Below are 19,634 nucleotides of genomic sequence, written 5' to 3' on the forward strand. Positions count from 1 at the left end.
AAGTAATGATCCAATGTCTTTTTTTATCACAAAGATCTAATTATTTTTACGCTTCACACACAACTTTTGAGATTGATTCATTAAAATTCAGCAAAAAAAAATAATTAGTTCACCTGTTTTTTAAATTCCCTTGGTACCTTATTAATTGATTTAATCTGAATATTTTTATAAAAAACTTCTGCCGCTTCAGATTGAATTTGAATTCTTCCTTTTGTTAACGGAACAATTTTTCCTTCAGAATTTTTATACTTTGAGTTGTACAAAGCCATCACCACTTTTCCGTTTACAATATGATAACTGGTTCCTTCAAAACAAATCAATTCTAAGGTATTCCATTCTCCATGTAGATTTTCATTATTAAAACCTTTATTAGCATGCCCTGGAGAAGATCTATCTACACTAGAAAAGGGATTTAAGTTTCCATTTTTCACATACCTAAATTCTTTTTCTCCTTCTCTTTTTTCTGATGGAATGTCTATTAAAGTTCCTTTTAAACTATAATAATCTCCTAAATCTCCTTCTTGAACCTGAAACTCTTGTGAGGACATCCAAACATGCCAAAATTTTTCATAGGCACCAAAACAATGGTATAAAATGCCACTATCTCTTTCTTTTAATAAACGAGGTTCCCAAATTTGTTCTCCCCATTTAAATTGTAGCTTTAAATGATAGTTTTCATATTCTTGTTTTGAAGTTAACGCTCCATAAATTTCTCCTGAAATATGTAATACTTGCTCATCATCAATCGTTTTAAAAGTAAACACATTTTTAGGATCATTATTCAAGCCTAAAGGTTTTGAGTTGATACCCGTACTTTTTGGGTCTACATTTTCTAAACCTTTTACAGTTGCGTGTGGCGCTCCAATAAAAACATCCCAATTTTTAGAAGGATCTCCTTCAAAAAGATTGGTCCATTTTTTAGTTGATGGTTTTTTTACATTTTCTTTATCTGCCGCCCAAAGAATGGCTCCTTTAATCATTTTTTTAAAACGAACATCTTCATAAGATTCATTGGTATGCCCTAATCCTGTGTAAAAAATACGTCCACCATCAAAATGATGATACCAAGTTATTGGATGACTTTTTGTAGTTACATCTTTGGTTTTGTAAGAAGTATCATCTATAGTTGCTAAGACATTTACATGTTTTGCAACAGGTTTTATAAAACTATGCCATTCATCTTTAAAAATTTCTTCATCTTTTAAATGATTGATTGCAGGGTGTTCACTAGATTTATTAAAATGTAAAGTGGCATTTTGTACTTTAGGATGGGTTCTAAAAGTTGCTCCAATCATATTTATAAACCAATCCCACTCTTTTTCTGTGTCTGTTACAGAATGAATTCCTACAAAACCATTGCCATTATTAATATATTTTTGGAATGCTTTTTTCTGCTTTTCGTCAAAAATATTCCCAGTTGTACTTAAGAAAACAACAACATTATAATTCTTTAAATTTTCTGATGTAAAATCATTAGAATCTTTAGAAAAATCAATTTTCCAATGGGTTTCTTTTTGTAAATTTTTAAAGAATGAAATTCCCGAAGGAATAGATTTATGCTTATAACCACCGGTTTTTGAAAAAACTAAAATAGAAGTTTCATTTTGTTGAGAAAAAGCACTAAAAACTAAGAAAAAAGAAAAAAAAGCGACTATTATTTTTTTTAAACTCATTGAGGAAAGTATTATTTATAAAAGAATTATCTTTTAAATATTTGACTATATCTTGTACTGTATTGGATTATTTTTAGTTTATTCTATTCGAAAACTCTTGCAAAACGTACTGTATATATTAATAATCTCTATTCTGTCTTGTACGCATTTTGTTTGCCTCTCTATTTCCTTTAAATTTTTCTTTCTTAGGATTCCAATTTAGTGTTTCTCCTAATTCATACGCAATATTAGCAGCGTTACAAACTGTTGCCGTTCTATGTCCTATTTCTGCATCACAAATAGGCTGCGTGTTCGTTTTTATGCTATCTATCCAATTTTGATAATGATTGCCTTGCGCACTCATCATAAGTTTTTTATCTACTTTTAAAGTAGAGCGTAAAATTGATTCTGGATTGGTTTCTAAATAACTACGACTAATATCCATAGTGCCTTCTGTTCCAATAAAACGAACTCCCCAACCTCTACCAAAATCTTCGTGAACCATTTCTATTCCGTTTTCATAAAACATTCTTAAACCCCTTACTGCCTTTGGATCTGTAGGTGGTATAAATTTTACTGGTCCTGTGTGATCCATTCCCAAACACCATTGTGCAATATCAAACATATGACCACCCCAATCGGCTAAAATTCCTCCTCCAATTTCTTTATAATCTCTCCAATCTGGATATCTTTTCACCAATTTTGGTGCAATTTTGTCATTATATCCTATCAAAGGAGCAGGGCCACACCATTTGTTCCAATCAATTCCATTTGGTAATGGTTCTGTTGGTAAATCATAACTTCTTGCTGGGTCTCCAACATTTACCAATACTTTTTGAATGTTTCCTAATTTTCCTGAACTTACAATCTCTTGTGCAGTAATAAACTTTGACCAAGAACGCTGCATACTGCCTGTTTGAAATATCTTTTTTGTCTTTTTAACGGTATCAGCAATGGCTCTTCCTTCCGTTATGGTATTTGTTAAAGGTTTTTCGCAATAAACATGTTTACCCGCTTTCATGGCATCTATAGATTGTATAGCATGCCAATGATCTGGTGTAGCAACAATAACTGCATCAACATCATTTCTATTTAATATTTCTTGGTATTCTAAATAAGTATCAACACCTCTAAACCTCCCATTTTTTCTATGCTTAGCATATAAACTTTCTAAATTCTTTTTGAAAAATGTTCTTTTACTATCCCAAACATCACTTCCTGCAACAACTTGAATATTTGTATTTGAAAGAAACTTGTTTGATAATATATTCCCTTGCTTTCCTAAACCAATAACACCTATATTAATTTTATCACTTGGAGCAATAAAACCTTGTCCAAGAACATGTCTTGGTATTATAGAAATAGCTGCAAATGCTAATGAAGTTTTGGTTATAAACTTTCTTCGAGAAAGAGTTTTTTGATTTTCCTCTTCATTTTTAATCGATTTGATGCTATCCTTTTTCATAGTACTAATTGGTTTACATTGGTTTAGTTTTAGGAAAAACTTCTCTATTGAGAAGTCTTATTTACGCAAACCTATTTTAGAAAAATCAATTGGAGTGATACCCATTTTAAGTGCTGGCGAATCTGGTTTAAATCTAAAATCTCCATTTTCTGCATCAACAAATAATGGGTCCACTGCTTTACTGTTTTTGTCTACTCCGTTTTTTTGATTCTTTGCAATCAATTCTTTCCCTTTTTCAGGATTTGTTTTACAGAAATAAATGTTATTATCTGTATCTGCATCCATTGCTCTCGCTAATGCTCTACCTCTTCTATCTTCTGAGGTTCTTCCATTTCCTGCTGGTAACTCATCAATAAATCTTGACTCATTCGTAAAGGCATAAAAAATATTATTTTTAATAGTTGCACCTGTTAAAGGACCTTCTCTTACAGATAAATAATACCCTCTTGGTGGAGCAATAATATTTACAACAATATTATTTTCTACTTTATTATCTAGCTTCGTAAGAATACCTTGAGAAGTAGCATTAAAAATAATATTCTCTGTAATTAAAGTTCCTGTTTGTCCGCCATCTGTTCTAATGGCAGCTTGCATAATCATATCTGCTACCATTTCATGAATGTAATTTCTACGAATGATATTTCCTTTACCTGAACCTCTAATATAAATTGCATTACCATCTCCTAGCCTTTGCATTCCATGATGAATTTCATTATTTTCTACAATATTATCATGTGTATGTAAAAAAGGCAATACCTCTTCTAAACTTAAGCCTTTGTTAAATTCTGGCATTTCATCTCTACGTAACGTTCTTAAAAGCTCACGTCCATTTCCTTTTTTTGCAAAAAAATCGGTCATACAACCCGATAAAATAATAGCCGTATAATCTAAATGATGAATTAAGTTATTTGAAATATTGTTTTCTCCACTTTGCCAAACAAAGATTCCTGGTGAATGCCAATAAATTTCTCCAACATGATGAATGTTGTTATTATAAACAGTATTCTTTTTATTTACATCTTTTGTACCAGGCCCATAACCTGCAAGAAGGATTCCTCCACCTCCCATATGTTCTATATGGTTGTTAGCAATTTTATTGTTTATTCCATGTAAGTCTACTCTAATTGCACCACTTCCACTATGCAAAAAATGAGAATTTTCGATACTACAATTTTCTGTTCCTCTAAAACGGACTAAGGCGTTATCCTTATCTATCATATCCCAATCGTGTTGCAAACCTTTATCATCTGCAGTTAAGGTATATCTTTCTCCGTGTTTAAAAGTTAACCCATTAAAATGTAAGTTACGCACTGGTATATCTTCTTGTTTAGATTCTCTAATCTTGCCTTCTACACGAATTAGCTCCATTAATGTTGGTGCAAATACTGGAGAATCATTTCTCTTCCAAAGATATACTTTACCCTCTTTTGTATTTAACGCCCACTCACCTTCTTCATCTAATGCTTCAACTATATTTTCTATCCAACAGTTCTCTGTATCTTTCAAAAAATGAAGTACATTCATAGCATACGTTGCATCTATAGAAGTATAAGCTGTGTTCTTTTTTTCATTAACTGAAACTACAGGCAGCATATTTGTTATCCAAGCATGATGAGGTCTTACTTTAATTTCAACATCCTTTACATTGTCCCAATTTTTTATAAATCCGTCAGGAAATTTAACGCGGTTTCTACCATTCTGTTTTTCACCAGTGATAATTCCTTTTGATTGTGCTCTTGGCAACATTCCTTCATCATCATAAAGTGTTAAGAATTTATCAGAAACATTGGCTACATATACATTTCCTTCTGCTTCTTTTGGAAGTCCAGGAAGTTTTGTAGTTACTTTTTCCCAACCTTTAATTTCTTGCCCAGAACTAAATACAGGTTTTTCTCCTGGATACGCTGCATACGTAATTGTAGACTCTCCTTCTGCTGAATCTTTTAAATCAAAAACTACGGTTTTATTTAATTGATAAACACCACCTTTTATGTAAACTAAAATGTCTTTTGTTTTTCCTTTTTTAAAATCTCGAACAGCATCTTTAGCGTGTTCTAAAGTAGCAAAAGGACCGTCAGTTTTAGAAGCATTTGGTTCTGCCAATGTTCCTGACCAATCATCTGAACCTAAAGTAGACACAAAAAAATCTGCTTTAGTAGTGGTATTTATTTGTGCAGAACTACACCCAAGTCCAACTATTAAGGTGAATATAATAATCCATTTGTTTTTAATCTTATGCATAATTTTCGTCTTTATCAATTTATATTTTGAAAGAATATAATCTAGTTATTTATTAATTTGCAAACCAATTTTTGAAATATCAATAGGTAAAATTCCCATTTTTAAAGCAGGAGAATCTGGTTTAAATCTAAAATCCCCATTTTCAGGATCTACAAACATTGGGTCTGTTGCTTTGCTATTTTTGTCTACTCCATCACTTTGTGATTTAGCCAATCTCTTTTCTGCAATTGTATTGTCTGCCTTACTGTAAAAAATATTATAATCAGAGTCAACATCTCTTATTCTTGCTGGTACTCTACCTCTACTATCTTCACCAACCAATCCTTTTCCAGCTTTTGGTTCTGAAAGAAAAATACAAACATCTGTAGTTGAGTAAAAAATATTTCGTTTAAGCGTTGCCCCTGTAGATGGACCTTCTACCAATTTTAGATAAAGACCACCTCTAGGTGGACCAATATCAGCAATAATGTTATTTTCAAAACGATTATTGAGTTTTAAGGTCATCCCTTGTGAATTACATTTGTAAATCAAATTTTCTGAAATTAAAACATCCATTTGTCCTCCATCAGTTCTAATTGCACTCTGTTTTCCTGTTGGTGCTACTAAGTCATGTATATAATTTCTACGAATGATATTTCCAGCACCAGCAGCACGAATGTAAATACCATTTCCATCACCTAACTTTTTCATTACATGATGAATTTCATTGTTTTCTATGATGTTATTTTTACTGTGCCAATACGGACGAACATCATCTGGAGTTAAATCATTTAGTTTTGGTAATTTACCAATTTCATGCCATCTAATTGCTCTATGTTGTTCTCTTCTGTTAGAAGGTTTAAAAAATCGAATAACACAACCAGAAACGATCAATCCACAGTAATTTGTATTATGAATTAAATTATTAGCAACTCTATTATCTCCACTATTCCAAAGAAAAATTCCTGGAGATTGCCAATAAATTTCACCTATATGATGGATATTGTTATTGTAAACTGTATTTTTTTTATTTACATCTTTAGTACCTGGACCATAACCACAAAGTAGAATTCCACCTCCACCCATTTGTTCTATATGGTTGTTAGAAATGTTGTTATTCATCCCATATAAATCAACTCTGATAGCGCCACTTCCACTATGTAAAAAATGAGAATTTTCTATAGAACAATTTTCTGCACCTCTAAAACGAACCATTGCATTATCCTTGTCTAGCATATCCCAATCGTGTTGCAAACCGGCATCATCTTTGGTTAATGTATAACGCTCTCCGTGTTTAAAAGTGAGTCCACGAAAATGAAGATTTTTCACAGGAATATCTGTAGCTCCTTTAAAATCTATTTTACCTTCTACTTTAATAAGTTCTAATAATGTAGGTGCAACAATAGAAAACTTGTTATTTCTAGGCCAGAGATATACTTTTTTCTCTTTTGTATTCAATACCCATTCTCCTTGCTGATTTAATTCTTCTAACACATTTTCTACCCAAAAACCTTTTTTAGTAATTGCATAGGTTGCATCCACTGATGTAAGTGCAACGCCCTTTTTTTCATCAACAGATTTAAGGGGTAACATATTTACAATCCAATCTCTTGTAGGACGCACTAAAATTTCTACATCTTCTACATTAGACCAGTTTTTCAACGTTCCTTTCGGAAAAAGAAGTTTGTTCTTTTTACTTCCTTTTAACGGTACATAACGTTTTGATTGTGCACGTGGCAACATCCCTTCATCATCATACATTGTTAAGAATTTATCAGAAACTTTTGCTTCCCAAATATTGCCAACTGCTTCTTTAGGAAGTCCTGGAAGTGCTGTGGTTACTTTTTCCCAGCCTGTAATTTCTTTTCCAGAACTAAACACAGGTGTTTCATTTGGATAAGCTTGATAAACAATATTCTGATTATCACTTCCAGAATCTTTTAAATCGAAAACAACCGTTTTTCTTAGTTGATAAACACCTTCTCTAATTAGAACAGTAATATCTTTTGTTTTGTTTTTTTTCAGTTTTCGAACAGCGTTTTTTGCTTGTTCTAATGTTGCAAAAGGGCCATCAGTTTTAGATGTATTTGGAGCTGCTAAAGTACCAGACCAATTATCTGAACCTTGCGTTGACACAAAAAAATCTGCTGAAGGTATTTCAGAATTTATTTGAGCTATGGCACTAAAACATCCTATGATTAGTGTGAAAATTATGAGTATGTTTTTTTTCATTTTTTTAAATTATTATAATTAAATAAACATAGATTATTTTTCTGTTTATTAAACCTTTTACTCTTTTTATTTAACAATAAATGTAATTGGTATTTTATATGAAATCTTTACTGCTTTACCGTTTTGGTATGCTGGAGCTATTGCTTTTGGTACATTTTTTAAAACTTTTTTTACTTCATTTGACAGATAAGCACTTGGGGTTTTTACTTTTACATCTACAACACTACCATCTGTATCAATACTAAAGGAGCAAAACAGTCTTACTTTTCCTTTAAGTTTAGTGTTATTTAGTAAGTTCATATCAAATTTTTCTGACACATGAGCAACAACTTTTTCTCTATTACATTTTCTTAAATCTGTTGGGTTTTTTGATTTTTTACAACCTTTAAAAACTGATGTTTTTTCAACCTTAGCCGTATTGCTACATTCAACAATAGTTTTATTATTAGATTTAGTTATAATAGTATAAATATACCACTCCAAAATATCTTTAGAATTAATATTTAATTTTTCAATTGGAAATTTTTTAAATATGGAAACCAATTTATTATAACTACTTTTATTAGCATTATAATTTAAGGTTTTAATTTCAACAGCTTTCCCTTTTTTATCAATACTAAATATTAGTTTAATTTCATCTTGTTTTTTTGAAAAAGGTATGTTTTGTAACTCTTTTTCACTTAAATGATTTTTAAAATGCAATGCTAATTCATTTTCTGTACTTAGTTTAGGTAATATTTCATCTGATTCATTTACAAATAAATTAAAATATCCTTTGTAGAAATAACCAGTAGGGTTTCCATTACACATTGCTGGTGTTATTGGCTTAGGAAACAATGCTATAATGCGATGCAGTTCTTCTGATAATTCACGTGATGCAGTTTTAATCTTAATTTTACTTAGGGAACCATCGCTATTTATTAAAAATTTAGGATTTAACTTTAGCCCGCCTTTTATATTTGACTTTTCTAATACAGTATTTGATATGTTATTAATAATATGATTTTCAAGTTTTTTGTTAATACATTTTTTCATTTCAGAATAGCTTGCAACTAATTCGCAGCCTTCATAAAGAGGGAATTTTTTAATAATTACATACTGGCTGCAGTTAAGAATAGATTTACCATCTACCCAAGACGAAAGTTGAATTTCGTAACGATTTAACGGACTTATATTTTTAATATTTAGCTTTTCAATATCATAGGCTTTAAAAGCATCCACAAACATTTTTCTTAATTTAGAATTATTTACGTTTGTACTAACATCAACAATTTTGCCTTCCAAAAATTTAAAACCTAAGAAAAACCGTCTTTGATAATCATTTTTACCCAAAGGTTTTAACTCACTTAATAACTCTGTATCCACACGAGTTTTAAAAAAAGCAGTTAAATCGCTTGTAGTACTTGGTTTTGCATAATAATCATATTCCTTAAACTTATCGTTAAATTTTACAATTTTTGGTGGTTGAGAATAACCAACTAAACAATAAAATAGTGTAAAAATTATGAGTATGTTTTTTTTCATTTTTTATGTAATTATCTATTTTATTAAATCTCTACCAAATTTATTGTTATATCTACCAAAACTATTAGTAATTACAAATATGCACACACATTTCACAAATGGGTTGCTCATTTCTTGCATTTCATTACCCAATTCGCCCAAATTGGCTTTAATAACCTGTAAACAATAGAATTCTATTAAAAAACATTTACTCAATAATCGATTTTATTTGACGCCAATTCTCCATTCCTTCATTTGTTTGAGTAGTACCAACTGTACTTCTTCCATCTAAAATGATTTTTTTAAGTGCTGCTTTTAATTCAGCTGCTTTTTCTGGATGCTCTGCAATCAAGTTTTTTGTTTCTGCTATATCTTCTTTTAGATTGTACAATTGCATTTTTGGCAACTCTAATTTTTGCTTTCTTATATCCTTAGGACTTGGATAACTCCATCCACCAGAACCTGGGCAAGTAATTAACTTCCAATCTCCTTTTCTAATCGCAAAATCTCCAGTAATTGAGTGACTCACTAAATACTCTCTAATATCAATATCTTTTGTACCTGTAATTAAAGGCAACATACTATTGCTATCTTCTCCTTCTGAATCTTTTATTTTATACCCTGTAATTTCTGTACAGGTTGCAAAGAAATCAGTAGTACAAATTGTTTTATCTGTACTGGCATTTTTCAATGCTTTGGCTGGCCATTCTACAATAAAAGGCACTTTATGTCCTCCTTCAAAAATATCTGCTTTCGCACCTCTATAAACACCACTTGGATTATGGTTCACTGCTGCAAGTTCTTTAAAATCTGCTTTTGGAGAACAACCATTATCACTTGTAAATACTAATAATGTATTTTCTGAAATTCCTTGTTTTTTTAATACGTCTCTAATTTGTCTAACAACATCATCTACCTGCATAACAAAATCTCCATACTCATTTGTTTTGCTTTTTCCTAAAAATTCTTCTGAAGGTAAAATAGGCGTGTGAGGTGCTGGAAGCGGAAAATATAAAAAGAAAGGTTTTTTTTCTTTCGCTTGATTGCCAATATACGTTACCGCTTTATCTGTTAAATCTTGTAAGACAGTATTGTGGTCAAAATCATCTGCAGTCAATCCTTTTCTCCACATTTTTTTCTTTTTATTAGCGGTATATTTTGTTGGTACCATGGTTGGCATATCATTTTCTACATACACATAAGGTGCCATATCTAAGGAAGCACAAAAACCAAAAGAATACTCAAAACCATGTGTAGATGGTCCGTTTTTAATTGGTGCAGTAAAATCTACAACAGGTGCTGTTCTTGGACTTTTGGGGTTTGGATCTTCTGTAACAATTTTCCAATCCCAACCTAAATGCCATTTACCAATAAAAGCTGTATTATATCCTTGCGTTTGAAGCATTTCTGCAATCGTTATTCGCTCTTGTTTTATCAATGATTTTGAATAGCCATTTATTACGCTACTCTTTAACTCTGACCTCCAGTTATATCTTCCTGTTAAAATTCCGTAACGCGTTGGTGTACAAACCGCTGAAGATGTATGAGCATCGGTAAATTTTATACCGTTTGCAGCCATATTATCTAAATTTGGGGTTGCAATTTTTCCCTCAGGATTATAATTTTGTACATCTCCATACCCTAAATCATCCGCCAAAATATAGATAATGTTTGGTTGTTGTTTTGTTGCTGTAGTATGTTGTGCGTTGCTTTTGCAAGCAGTAACAATTAATACGAATGCTATTAAGCTAATTTTTAATTTCATTTTATTTATTAATTTTAAGTTGATTTATTTTTAAAATGTTAATACAGACGCAGGTGGAAGTGGTACTTTATTATTTTTTCGCCACGTAACAAGCTCCTTCAATAACTCTGAACCTTTTTCAGGATTTTTATCAATTAAATTTTGACTTTCCTTTAGGTCATCTTCTAAATTATACAATTCTACTTTTCCATCATTTAAAAACTGAATGAGTTTCCATTTTCCTTTTCTGATGACAGAACAAGGTGGATTTCTATATCTACTAGCAAGATGCCAAAAAAGTGGACGCTCTTTAAAAGCTTTGTTTTTTAGTAAAGGCACTAAACTTGTTCCGTCTAAAACGCCACTGTAATTTTTAATTTGTGCCAAGTCTAAAAAAGTTGGAAAATAATCCATACCAGTAATAGGTGTTTTAGAAATTCCAGCATTAATCTGTCCTTTCCAGTTTACAAAAGCAGGAACTCTAATTCCTCCTTCATACACCATACCTTTTGCGCCCCTTAATGCATTCGATTTACTTGTTAAACCATTAAATCCGTTGTCTGATGTAAAAATTACAATGGTATTTTCACGCAATCCTTCTTTATCTAAATAATCAAAAATTCGTTTTACATTCTCATCAATAGATGCAATCATACTTGCATAACCTGCTGCTTCTTCTTTGTTTTTTATTCCTTGCCCAGTTATAGTATCTGCTTGTTTCTCCATAAATTTTTGAAACGCTTCATCATTTCTTGGTACAATAGGACGGTGTGGCGCATAATAATGAAGATTAACAAAAAAAGGTGCTGCTTTATTTTCTTTGATAAAATCAATGGCCTCATTGGTTAATCTATCCGTAAGCCATTCATCATCTTTTTTATCTTTTATAAAAGGATTTTTAAAAGGTGCTTTATAACCTCCGCTTTCAGATTTATAACCTTTTTTATAACCTCTGGCAGGATCGCCCCACCAAGTTCCTCCAACATTTTTATCAAACCCTTTTCCTACGGGATAATATTGTTGAATTTCAGCTGATTGATGATTTGCTAACCAATTTAAAGTTCCGTTGGCTGGCTGCTTTAAATGTTTATTTAAAGGAAAACTTTTTTCTTCTTCAGGATTGGGCCCAACCACATGCCATTTACCAATATGAATTGAATGATACCCTGCTTTTTTTAGCGGTTCAGCATACATAGTATGTTCCAAACCCACTGTCCAACGAGAAAAAATATTGTCCTGATTATTTCCTTTTTCTAAAACAGGCACATTATAAACACCTGTTCTAAAAGACTGTTTGCCCGTTAACAACGCTGCTCTAGAAGGTGAACAAGTAGGATACATATAAGCATCACTAAACACCAAACTTTCCTTTGCCAAAGCATCTAAGTTAGGTGTTTCAAACCATTTACTTCCCATAAAACCAACATCTTGCCACCCTAAATCATCTGCCAAAATAAAGATGATATTAGGTTTATTTTGCTCTTTTTCTTGACTTTTACACGTTAATATTGAAAAAAAACAAAGTGTAACAATGCATGCTGTTTTAGAAAGTTTTAACATATTAATTAAAAATAGATGTAATGTCATTTACGGTAGTTCCAAAAAGTTGTTTGATAATTGGGTTTAAAGTTTCTTCATCTCCTTCAATATGACATGTTAATTGTATATGTATGCCACTTTCTCCAGATTTTAAAGCCATAGCTGGCGATGATGTTTCCAACTCATAAAATGGTCCTAATGGTTTTGCGCCAGGTTCTGGAGCTCCATCATTGTAAGCATTCACTACATCTCCTTCAAAAGGTTTGTCTTGAATTTCCCACATAGAGTTTACATAATCTGTAACATTTTTGGGTTGATTGTATTTTACAATGGTTAAAACACCATTTTTTGAATCGTAAGAACCTGCAATATCTTTCGCACGTTTTGGTGATAATCCTATTTTACTTCGATATTGACCATCTCCACTAAAATAAATAACACCATCTTTAACAACCAAACGATCTGAAGGTACTTTACCAAAATAAGCATCATTTACAATTGCTCCCAATTCAGTTTCATCACCGGAAATATAAGGTATCATAATTGTGGTATTTGGTGAATGATTGTACATACCCAACATCCAAATAGAAAGCAATCCTGTTTCTTTAACCCAATCAGATTTTCCAACATTGGTAAGCATATTGGTGGTTTTATACGCTACTGATTTTAGACTTTCATCTAGCGAAATTAAACCCAACTCTTTTTTGATATCTTCTTTAGATAAAATTGAAACCTCACGTTCAATAGCCATATCAAACTGAAATCCTGAATAATTTTTTAAAGCTGCTTTTTTTGTCAACACTACTTTGCTAGAAGATTGCTCCTTTACATCAAACGGTTCTAAATCAATAAGTTTTGGAGTGTACCAATCATCTAAAATAAATTTTGCCCCTTTTTTAAAAAAGATAGAAAATTGTCCGCCTTCTGGCCCTAGCCAAAAACGTTCTTCGCCACCAAAAACATTAATATGCTCTAAAGTATCTTTAGATTTGAATAATTCTTTATTAATCCAACCGTAACTTCTTCCCTTGTCACCAAAAGCACTACTGGTCATTACTCTACCTTGCAACGCTGCAGAAATAGCTACACTTGAATTGTTAGATTCGTCTGTAAGTTCAATGATTTTTATATATTCCTTCATAAAAGCAACATCATTTGCATAATTTGATGCGCTCTCATTTGCAGCATTAGTATTACTTGAACCGATTTTGTTATCGTCTTTTTTCATGTTAGATTTCTTTTTGGAATTACAAGATATTGCTAATAACAGAGCACATACAATAATTGTATTTCTTATTAATAGAAGTGATTTTTTCTCTTTCATTGAGCTATATTCTTTGTATTATATTGCTTGTTCTTATTTAGTTTCAAAAAAACTATCCTTATTTCTTATCGTTACTATTTACATTTTTAACCTCCATCAATTGTAATTTTACAAAGGCATAACTTTTTTCCATTAATTCATTATACACTATTTTATCTGCTTTTTTCTTTCGAAAAAAAGGTCCGTTAAAAAACCCATGATCTTTTCCTGCATAAGATTCTAACTGACAGGTATTTCCTGCTGCATTCATTAATACATTAAAACGTTCTGCATTTTCAAAAGGAACTGTTTTATCAGCTTTTCCATGAAAAACTAAAGTAGGCACAATTCCTTTTTTTACGTGATGATTTGGGGAAATATCTGTTTTACGTTCTTCACCTACTTTCTCCATTCCATACCCTTTTTCAGTTGTATCTAATACAGGATTGTACAGTATCATAGCATTAGGTTTAGAACTGAACGACAAATCTTCATTTTCTTCTTCATACCCTTCAATAACACCTGTACATGCAGCAACATGGCCACCTGCAGAACCACCTGCTGCAACTATTTTACTAGGATTGATTCCTAATTTTTTGGCATGTTTACGAACCCATCTAATTGCCGATTTAGCATCACTTACAGCATCAAAAGGTGTTGTACCGTGTTTGTTCTTAATTCTATATTCTGCGGAAATGGCAACAATTCCTTTTTGGGCAAAATAGCGTGATTGCTCATAAAATTGTTTAGGAGTTCCACTAGTCCAACCACCACCAAAGAAAAACACAATTACTGGAACGTGGTCCGTAACTTTATGCCCTTCAGGGTTAAAAACATGAAGAGACAACTTCTTGTTATCATTGGTTTTGTAAACAACAGATGAATCTGGTTTAATGGTTTCTTTAAAATCAACGGATTCTGCATGAGCTACTATGTTCGAAATCAGTAGAAATAATGTAACTAAAAATGTCTTCATATTTTTATATAATTTAAAAGTTCTAATATTTTATTTTGATTCGTTTTTTCATTTAATATATTTTCTGAAAGACTTTCTTTTTCCTTTTCAGATTTGTTTTTACACGATACAATTAATAAGGTAGAGATTACAATTCGCAGAATTGTAAGTGATGATTTTCCTTTCATAATTATATATTTTTTTCAGTGTCTACTATTGCTGTTTAGTTAATAATTTTTTTCTTGATTTGTTGTTTTTATACTAATTGGTTTTAATTACAGCATTTATATGTATTACCACCCTTATTTTATTTCGCTATATCTTCAGCGTAGATATCTATATCTCTATCATTTTGTTGTGAAATACCAGGTGTACTTCTTCCTAAGTCTACATAAGACTGCAATAAAATAGTGAGTTCTTTTACTTTTTCAGGATATTGAGCCTGTAGATTATGTTGTTCATCAAGGTCTTCAGATAAGTTAAATAACTGAATAGATGGCAAGCCGGAAGGTGTTTTTCCTGCTCTCGGATAGCTCCATCCTCCTGAACCGGGGCATAGTGCGAGTTTCCATTCTCCTTTTCTAATGGCGAAAGACCCATTTATAGAATGATGAACAATGGCTTCTCTATCATTGATTGATGAGTTTTTTAGCGTTGGTAAAAATGAAATCCCATCCACCCCAGAAGCTTCATCTAATGGTTTACCTAAAATGTCTGAACAGGTGCTAATGAAATCGGTCATACAGGTAAGTCGGTCTGTTTGAGTACCAGCTTCAATAATCGCTGGCCATCGAACAATCAATGGCACTCTATGACCTCCTTCGTATATATCTGCCTTATGGCCTCTTAAATTACCATTAGGATAATGTCCTTTTTCAATCAGAGCAGGAATTTTGGCTGCTGGAGAACATCCATTATCCGTTGAAAAAATCACAAGGGTATTTTCATTTAAACCATGTTTATCAAGTGCTTTGAGCACTTCACCTACTACCCAATCCGTCTCCATTAGAAAATCGCCATAATTGCCAATTGTAGATTTACCTTTCCATTTTTCGCTTGGTATAATAGGCGTATGCGGTGAGGTAAGTGGTAAATACAAAAAGAAAGGCTTGTTATTTTGGGCTCTTTCATCTATATAATCAACAGATTTTGCTGCAAAATCACGCAAACAATTTACAGCTTCAAAGTCCTCTGTTGCAGCACCTTTTCTCTTGAAAGCTTTAGTAACTGTTGGGATTTTGGCGGCACGGTCATTTTCAATATACACATAAGGTGGCATGTCTAATGAGGCTGTAATTCCAAAAAAGTAATCGAATCCATTGCTGGTAGGAGTCACAACTGGTTTGCTATAGTCAATATTCCACCCTTTCCCTACTTGTCCTTCTTTCTTTTTATAATCAGGAATTGTCTCCCAACCAATACCGAGGTGCCATTTACCAATACAAGCAGTATGATAACCTGACTCCTTCAAAAAACTCGCTACTGTTACCTCATCTTTTTTAATTAAAGGCGCTTCAGTTGGACTACTAAAAACGTGATTGGCAAGTCTCGTCCTCCAATTGTAACGACCTGTTAAAAGTGAATAACGTGAAGGAGTACAAACAGAAGAAGACGTATGTGCATCCGTAAACTGCATGCCTTCTTTTACCAAACGATCCAGATTAGGTGTTGGGGCTTTTCCTTTATTGCTCGAAATATCACCTATCCCCATATCATCGGCATAAATAAAGATAATGTTTGGAGTATCTTGTGCTTGCATTTTTAAAGTACCAACACAGCATACTAAAATTAAAAAAGCACTTAGTTTTAACGTAAAAAGTTTATTGTTATTCATAGTAATGTCTTATTAGTTTAGTTTATTCTTTTTCAATTCTAAAAATTAATTAATTTCTGTTTTATATCTATTTAAAATAGCTTCCATTTCTTTTACTACTTCTGGATATTGATTATACAAATTAGTTGTTTGATATTTGTCTTCCTCTAAATAATAAGGAAAAGCAAGTGAAACCGAACTTGTTGGCGTTTGTGTTGACCATATACCAACAACCTCATCTAAAACTTTTTGACCTGGTGTTGCAGTTCCCCAAACAGGAACCTTTATACCACGTTGTAATATTATATGATTACTAAAAATATTAGATAGTTTTAATTCAGAATTATTAAATCTAGCTTTTACAAAGGCATAACTTTTTTCCATTAAATCGTTATAAACTATTTTATCTGCTTTTTTCTTTATAATAAAAGGTCCGTTAAAAAAACCATGATCTTTTCCTGCATAAGATTCTAACTGACAAGCATTTCCTGCTGCATTCATATAATTCATAAAACTAAACTTAAATAATTATTTTTTTTTTCTTTCTTTTGAAAACAGTTTTTTACTAGGTTCTTTAGGCAACTCTTGCTGCCATTGTTTTATACTACTTATTAGTTTTTTAGAAACCTCTTCATATTGCTCTTTAATGTCATTTTTCTCATAGGTATCTGCAACAATATCATAAAGCTCAAAATAACTCAAATCATTATTGGCTACTAATTTCCAGTTCTGATCTACAACTGCATAAGACACCCAATGATCTGGAGCATTTTTCTTTGCTGGCCAACTAGAATCAAACTTCCAAAAAAGTGGTTTTGTTCGTAAAGCATATTCTTTTCCTAAAAGAGTAGCTTCTTGATTAATTCCATCTGGTTTATAAGCTTCAGTCAAAGTAACATTTGCTATTGCACAAAATGTTGGAAGCAAATCTACTGCAGAGATTAAGGATGTATTATCGATTTCTCCCGCTTTTATTTTTCCTGGCCAACGCGCAATAAACGGTACTCCAATTCCTCCTTCAAACAAAGATGCTTTATAACCTTTTCTCCCGCCTGTAACACCTTTTGATGCACTCGTATTAAACCCAGCTCCGGTTGCAGAATCGAACATTAATTTTAATTCTTTTACTTCAAAAGCAGCTCTCGCAGGACCATTATCAGAACTAAAAATAACCAATGTGTTATCGGTTAATTTTAATCGGTCAATTGCATCTAACAATTCACCAATTCTATCATCTGCATGAGATAAAACAGACGCATAAATATTATCAGCTTCTGCTAAATCAGGAAAACGCCATTGGTATTTAGGAATTACATGATGTGGTGTATGAGGTTCATGCATCCATAAATTAATAAAAAAAGGTTTATGCTCTTTGTTAGATTTTTCAATAAATGCAATGGTATTATTAACATCTTCATGAACGGGCATTTGTTCACCAGAACAATTAAATGCACCATATTCATCGTAACCATATTCCCCAGGTGAAGGTGAATCTGGAATCATATTATTTGAAAGATGCCACTTACCAAAATGAGCCGTTGTATAACCACTTTCTTGTAATAACCTTGGTAATAATGTTGTTGCTGGATCTAACCAATCTGGCATGTTCCGTTCTTCGTTATTTTGAACCCAAGCAAAATGACCATCAATGTTATTTCTTGCAGGAAATTGACCTGTCATAACTGCTGTTCTACTTGGTGAACACACACCACTAGCAACTGTAAATCTTTGAAAATCGGTACCTTCATGCACAAGACGATCAATATTTGGTGTTTTAATATATGGATGCCCATGAGCACTTAAATCTCCCCATCCCCAATCATCAGCAAAAATAAAAATGATATTGGGTCTGTTTTGTTCTGTTTCTTGACTTTTACACCCAAATATTGTAAAAAGACATATTGAAAGTGTAATCGATATTTTTAAAAGTCTCATCATTTTAATTCTAATTTTATGCAGACACCTCCACCAGAAGCTATATGTAGTTTTAGTGTTTCACCTGCGTTTACTATTCTTTTTTCTTTGATATATACTTCACGATTTTTCTCCCAAGTTGTATACTGTCCATCAAGAAAAATTGTTGCTTTATAACCTTCTAAGAATATGTTATTTTCTTTTTGATACCCTATTAATTTTGATAGGATCATTTGGTTTTTAAAAATTCTTCGATAGCTACGTTATTCTCAAATTCCTTAATTTCAATATTTCTATAAAAAATCTCAGCTGTTTCTGATTGAAAACCAATGATACCAGAACTAGGTTTTATATTAAAAGCCATATTAACAATCTCGCCATTTAGTTTATGAATAGTATACTCTTCACCCATCACTATAATTTCGCAGGTATTCCATTTATCATTTAATGCATTAAAATTTCTTGTGATTTTAGCATTATGAAGCCATCTTTTTCCTTTGTAAGACTTTTGTTTATTATAAAGAATTCCGCCATCGCTAGGACTTAAGAAATCACTTGTTTTTTCATTGAAGTACCAATCGTAAGTTTGTCCTGGAGGACGAATAAGATCTCCTGTACCATTACGATCTTCTTCTGGCATATATTGAATTTGGAATTCTACGCCAGTAGGAAAAATCTTATCATCTGTAACATGATAATACACCCCTGCGTCATATTGCCACTTTGCAAAATAATTAGCTTTTTTTGATCCCCACTTGTACTGAAATTTTAGATGATATTTCTCATAACTTTTTTTTGTGTACAGCATTCCAATAGTTCCGTCTGTTCCTTTATCTAAATCTATCTCTTCTGGCCATCCTTTGCCAAAAACATGAACCATTCCATCCTCAATTTGAAATACACGCTTACCCAAAGCTTCATCATTATCCTTTAGTTTAATATACCAACCTTCAAAATTTTTCCCATTAAAGAGCGTTTTAAATCCATTGCTTTTTTCTTTGTTGATAGCACAACCTCCAGATAAAAGCATTACGCTAAAAACTATTAAAATTGTATATTTTTTTTTCATACTTATTGAGTTTATATTATAGTTAGTTAATACTTTCTTTTTCTATATAGTTATTCAATTCGGCGATCTTTTATTAATTTATTGATGACTTATTTTAGCTGTATTCCAATTTCTGAACACCAATTTTTTAGACTTATTTTTCAAATTCATCATTTACAACTATGCACTACTTACCAGTCTTTCATCCACTTAAAATTTCTAAAGGATTTCATTACCAGTTTCAAA

General features: G+C 31.9%; 14 protein-coding genes. All 14 read right to left on the reverse strand.

Going from position 1 to position 19,634, the window contains the following annotated elements:
• Nucleotides 1-104: 104 nt before the first annotated feature.
• Nucleotides 105-1,673: a ThuA domain-containing protein gene (locus ACSHW5_RS08025; protein WP_435675601.1), complete on the reverse strand. Its 1,569-nt coding sequence runs from the start codon at nucleotides 1,671-1,673 to the stop codon at nucleotides 105-107.
• A gap of 118 nt (nucleotides 1,674-1,791) precedes the next feature.
• The gene (locus ACSHW5_RS08030) at nucleotides 1,792-3,117 is read right to left on the reverse strand and encodes a Gfo/Idh/MocA family protein (protein ID WP_435675602.1); all 1,326 of its coding nucleotides are present in this window, start codon (nucleotides 3,115-3,117) and stop codon (nucleotides 1,792-1,794) included.
• A 57-nt stretch (nucleotides 3,118-3,174) separates the two neighbouring features.
• On the reverse strand, nucleotides 3,175-5,358 hold the full coding sequence (locus ACSHW5_RS08035; protein ID WP_435675603.1) for a right-handed parallel beta-helix repeat-containing protein: 2,184 nt from the start codon (nucleotides 5,356-5,358) through the stop codon (nucleotides 3,175-3,177).
• Between the two features lie 45 nt (nucleotides 5,359-5,403).
• On the reverse strand, nucleotides 5,404-7,569 hold the full coding sequence (locus tag ACSHW5_RS08040) for a right-handed parallel beta-helix repeat-containing protein (protein ID WP_435675604.1): 2,166 nt from the start codon (nucleotides 7,567-7,569) through the stop codon (nucleotides 5,404-5,406).
• 66 nt (nucleotides 7,570-7,635) lie between these two features.
• The gene (locus tag ACSHW5_RS08045) at nucleotides 7,636-9,093 is read right to left on the reverse strand and encodes an energy transducer TonB (RefSeq protein ID WP_435675605.1); all 1,458 of its coding nucleotides are present in this window, start codon (nucleotides 9,091-9,093) and stop codon (nucleotides 7,636-7,638) included.
• A 187-nt stretch (nucleotides 9,094-9,280) separates the two neighbouring features.
• Entirely contained in the window at nucleotides 9,281-10,837 is a 1,557-nt protein-coding gene (locus ACSHW5_RS08050; RefSeq protein WP_435675606.1) for a sulfatase family protein, read from the reverse strand.
• A 30-nt stretch (nucleotides 10,838-10,867) separates the two neighbouring features.
• Entirely contained in the window at nucleotides 10,868-12,403 is a 1,536-nt protein-coding gene (locus ACSHW5_RS08055; RefSeq protein ID WP_435675607.1) for a sulfatase, read from the reverse strand.
• A complete protein-coding gene (locus ACSHW5_RS08060; RefSeq protein WP_435675608.1) occupies nucleotides 12,378-13,583 on the reverse strand; it encodes a DUF6786 family protein in 1,206 nt (401 codons plus the stop codon). Before ACSHW5_RS08060 ends, ACSHW5_RS08055 begins: the two co-directional genes overlap by 26 nt.
• A 154-nt stretch (nucleotides 13,584-13,737) precedes the next feature.
• Nucleotides 13,738-14,634: an alpha/beta hydrolase gene (locus ACSHW5_RS08065; RefSeq protein ID WP_435675609.1), complete on the reverse strand. Its 897-nt coding sequence runs from the start codon at nucleotides 14,632-14,634 to the stop codon at nucleotides 13,738-13,740.
• A gap of 286 nt (nucleotides 14,635-14,920) precedes the next feature.
• Entirely contained in the window at nucleotides 14,921-16,447 is a 1,527-nt protein-coding gene (locus tag ACSHW5_RS08070) for a sulfatase family protein (RefSeq protein WP_435675610.1), read from the reverse strand.
• A gap of 45 nt (nucleotides 16,448-16,492) precedes the next feature.
• On the reverse strand, nucleotides 16,493-16,936 hold the full coding sequence (locus ACSHW5_RS08075) for a hypothetical protein (RefSeq protein ID WP_435675611.1): 444 nt from the start codon (nucleotides 16,934-16,936) through the stop codon (nucleotides 16,493-16,495).
• Nucleotides 16,937-16,954: 18 nt separating this feature from the next.
• Entirely contained in the window at nucleotides 16,955-18,364 is a 1,410-nt protein-coding gene (locus ACSHW5_RS08080) for a sulfatase family protein (RefSeq protein WP_435675612.1), read from the reverse strand.
• Nucleotides 18,361-18,573, reverse strand: a complete 213-nt coding sequence (locus ACSHW5_RS08085; protein ID WP_435675613.1) for a glycoside hydrolase family 97 C-terminal domain-containing protein — start codon at nucleotides 18,571-18,573, stop codon at nucleotides 18,361-18,363. The genes ACSHW5_RS08080 and ACSHW5_RS08085 overlap by 4 nt, the downstream gene beginning before the upstream one ends.
• Nucleotides 18,570-19,409, reverse strand: coding sequence for a 3-keto-disaccharide hydrolase (locus ACSHW5_RS08090; RefSeq protein WP_435675614.1), 840 nt, complete (start codon nucleotides 19,407-19,409; stop codon nucleotides 18,570-18,572). The genes ACSHW5_RS08085 and ACSHW5_RS08090 overlap by 4 nt, the downstream gene beginning before the upstream one ends.
• Between the last annotated feature and the right edge of the window lie 225 nt (nucleotides 19,410-19,634).

It is taken from the genome of Polaribacter sp., assembly GCF_051251875.1.
GTDB lineage: Bacteria > Bacteroidota > Bacteroidia > Flavobacteriales > Flavobacteriaceae > Polaribacter.

What these genes read in the sequence shown, in the direction of transcription:
- ACSHW5_RS08025 (WP_435675601.1), bottom strand. Translation starts at nt 1,673, where the DNA reads ATGAGTTTAAAAAAAATAATAGTCGCTTTTTTTTCTTTTTTCTTAGTT.
- ACSHW5_RS08030 (WP_435675602.1), bottom strand. Translation starts at nt 3,117, where the DNA reads ATGAAAAAGGATAGCATCAAATCGATTAAAAATGAAGAGGAAAATCAA.
- ACSHW5_RS08035 (WP_435675603.1), bottom strand. Translation starts at nt 5,358, where the DNA reads ATGCATAAGATTAAAAACAAATGGATTATTATATTCACCTTAATAGTT.
- ACSHW5_RS08040 (WP_435675604.1), bottom strand. Translation starts at nt 7,569, where the DNA reads ATGAAAAAAAACATACTCATAATTTTCACACTAATCATAGGATGTTTT.
- ACSHW5_RS08045 (WP_435675605.1), bottom strand. Translation starts at nt 9,093, where the DNA reads ATGAAAAAAAACATACTCATAATTTTTACACTATTTTATTGTTTAGTT.
- ACSHW5_RS08050 (WP_435675606.1), bottom strand. Translation starts at nt 10,837, where the DNA reads ATGAAATTAAAAATTAGCTTAATAGCATTCGTATTAATTGTTACTGCT.
- ACSHW5_RS08055 (WP_435675607.1), bottom strand. Translation starts at nt 12,403, where the DNA reads ATGACATTACATCTATTTTTAATTAATATGTTAAAACTTTCTAAAACA.
- ACSHW5_RS08060 (WP_435675608.1), bottom strand. Translation starts at nt 13,583, where the DNA reads ATGAAAAAAGACGATAACAAAATCGGTTCAAGTAATACTAATGCTGCA.
- ACSHW5_RS08065 (WP_435675609.1), bottom strand. Translation starts at nt 14,634, where the DNA reads ATGAAGACATTTTTAGTTACATTATTTCTACTGATTTCGAACATAGTA.
- ACSHW5_RS08070 (WP_435675610.1), bottom strand. Translation starts at nt 16,447, where the DNA reads ATGAATAACAATAAACTTTTTACGTTAAAACTAAGTGCTTTTTTAATT.
- ACSHW5_RS08075 (WP_435675611.1), bottom strand. Translation starts at nt 16,936, where the DNA reads ATGAATTATATGAATGCAGCAGGAAATGCTTGTCAGTTAGAATCTTAT.
- ACSHW5_RS08080 (WP_435675612.1), bottom strand. Translation starts at nt 18,364, where the DNA reads ATGATGAGACTTTTAAAAATATCGATTACACTTTCAATATGTCTTTTT.
- ACSHW5_RS08085 (WP_435675613.1), bottom strand. Translation starts at nt 18,573, where the DNA reads ATGATCCTATCAAAATTAATAGGGTATCAAAAAGAAAATAACATATTC.
- ACSHW5_RS08090 (WP_435675614.1), bottom strand. Translation starts at nt 19,409, where the DNA reads ATGAAAAAAAAATATACAATTTTAATAGTTTTTAGCGTAATGCTTTTA.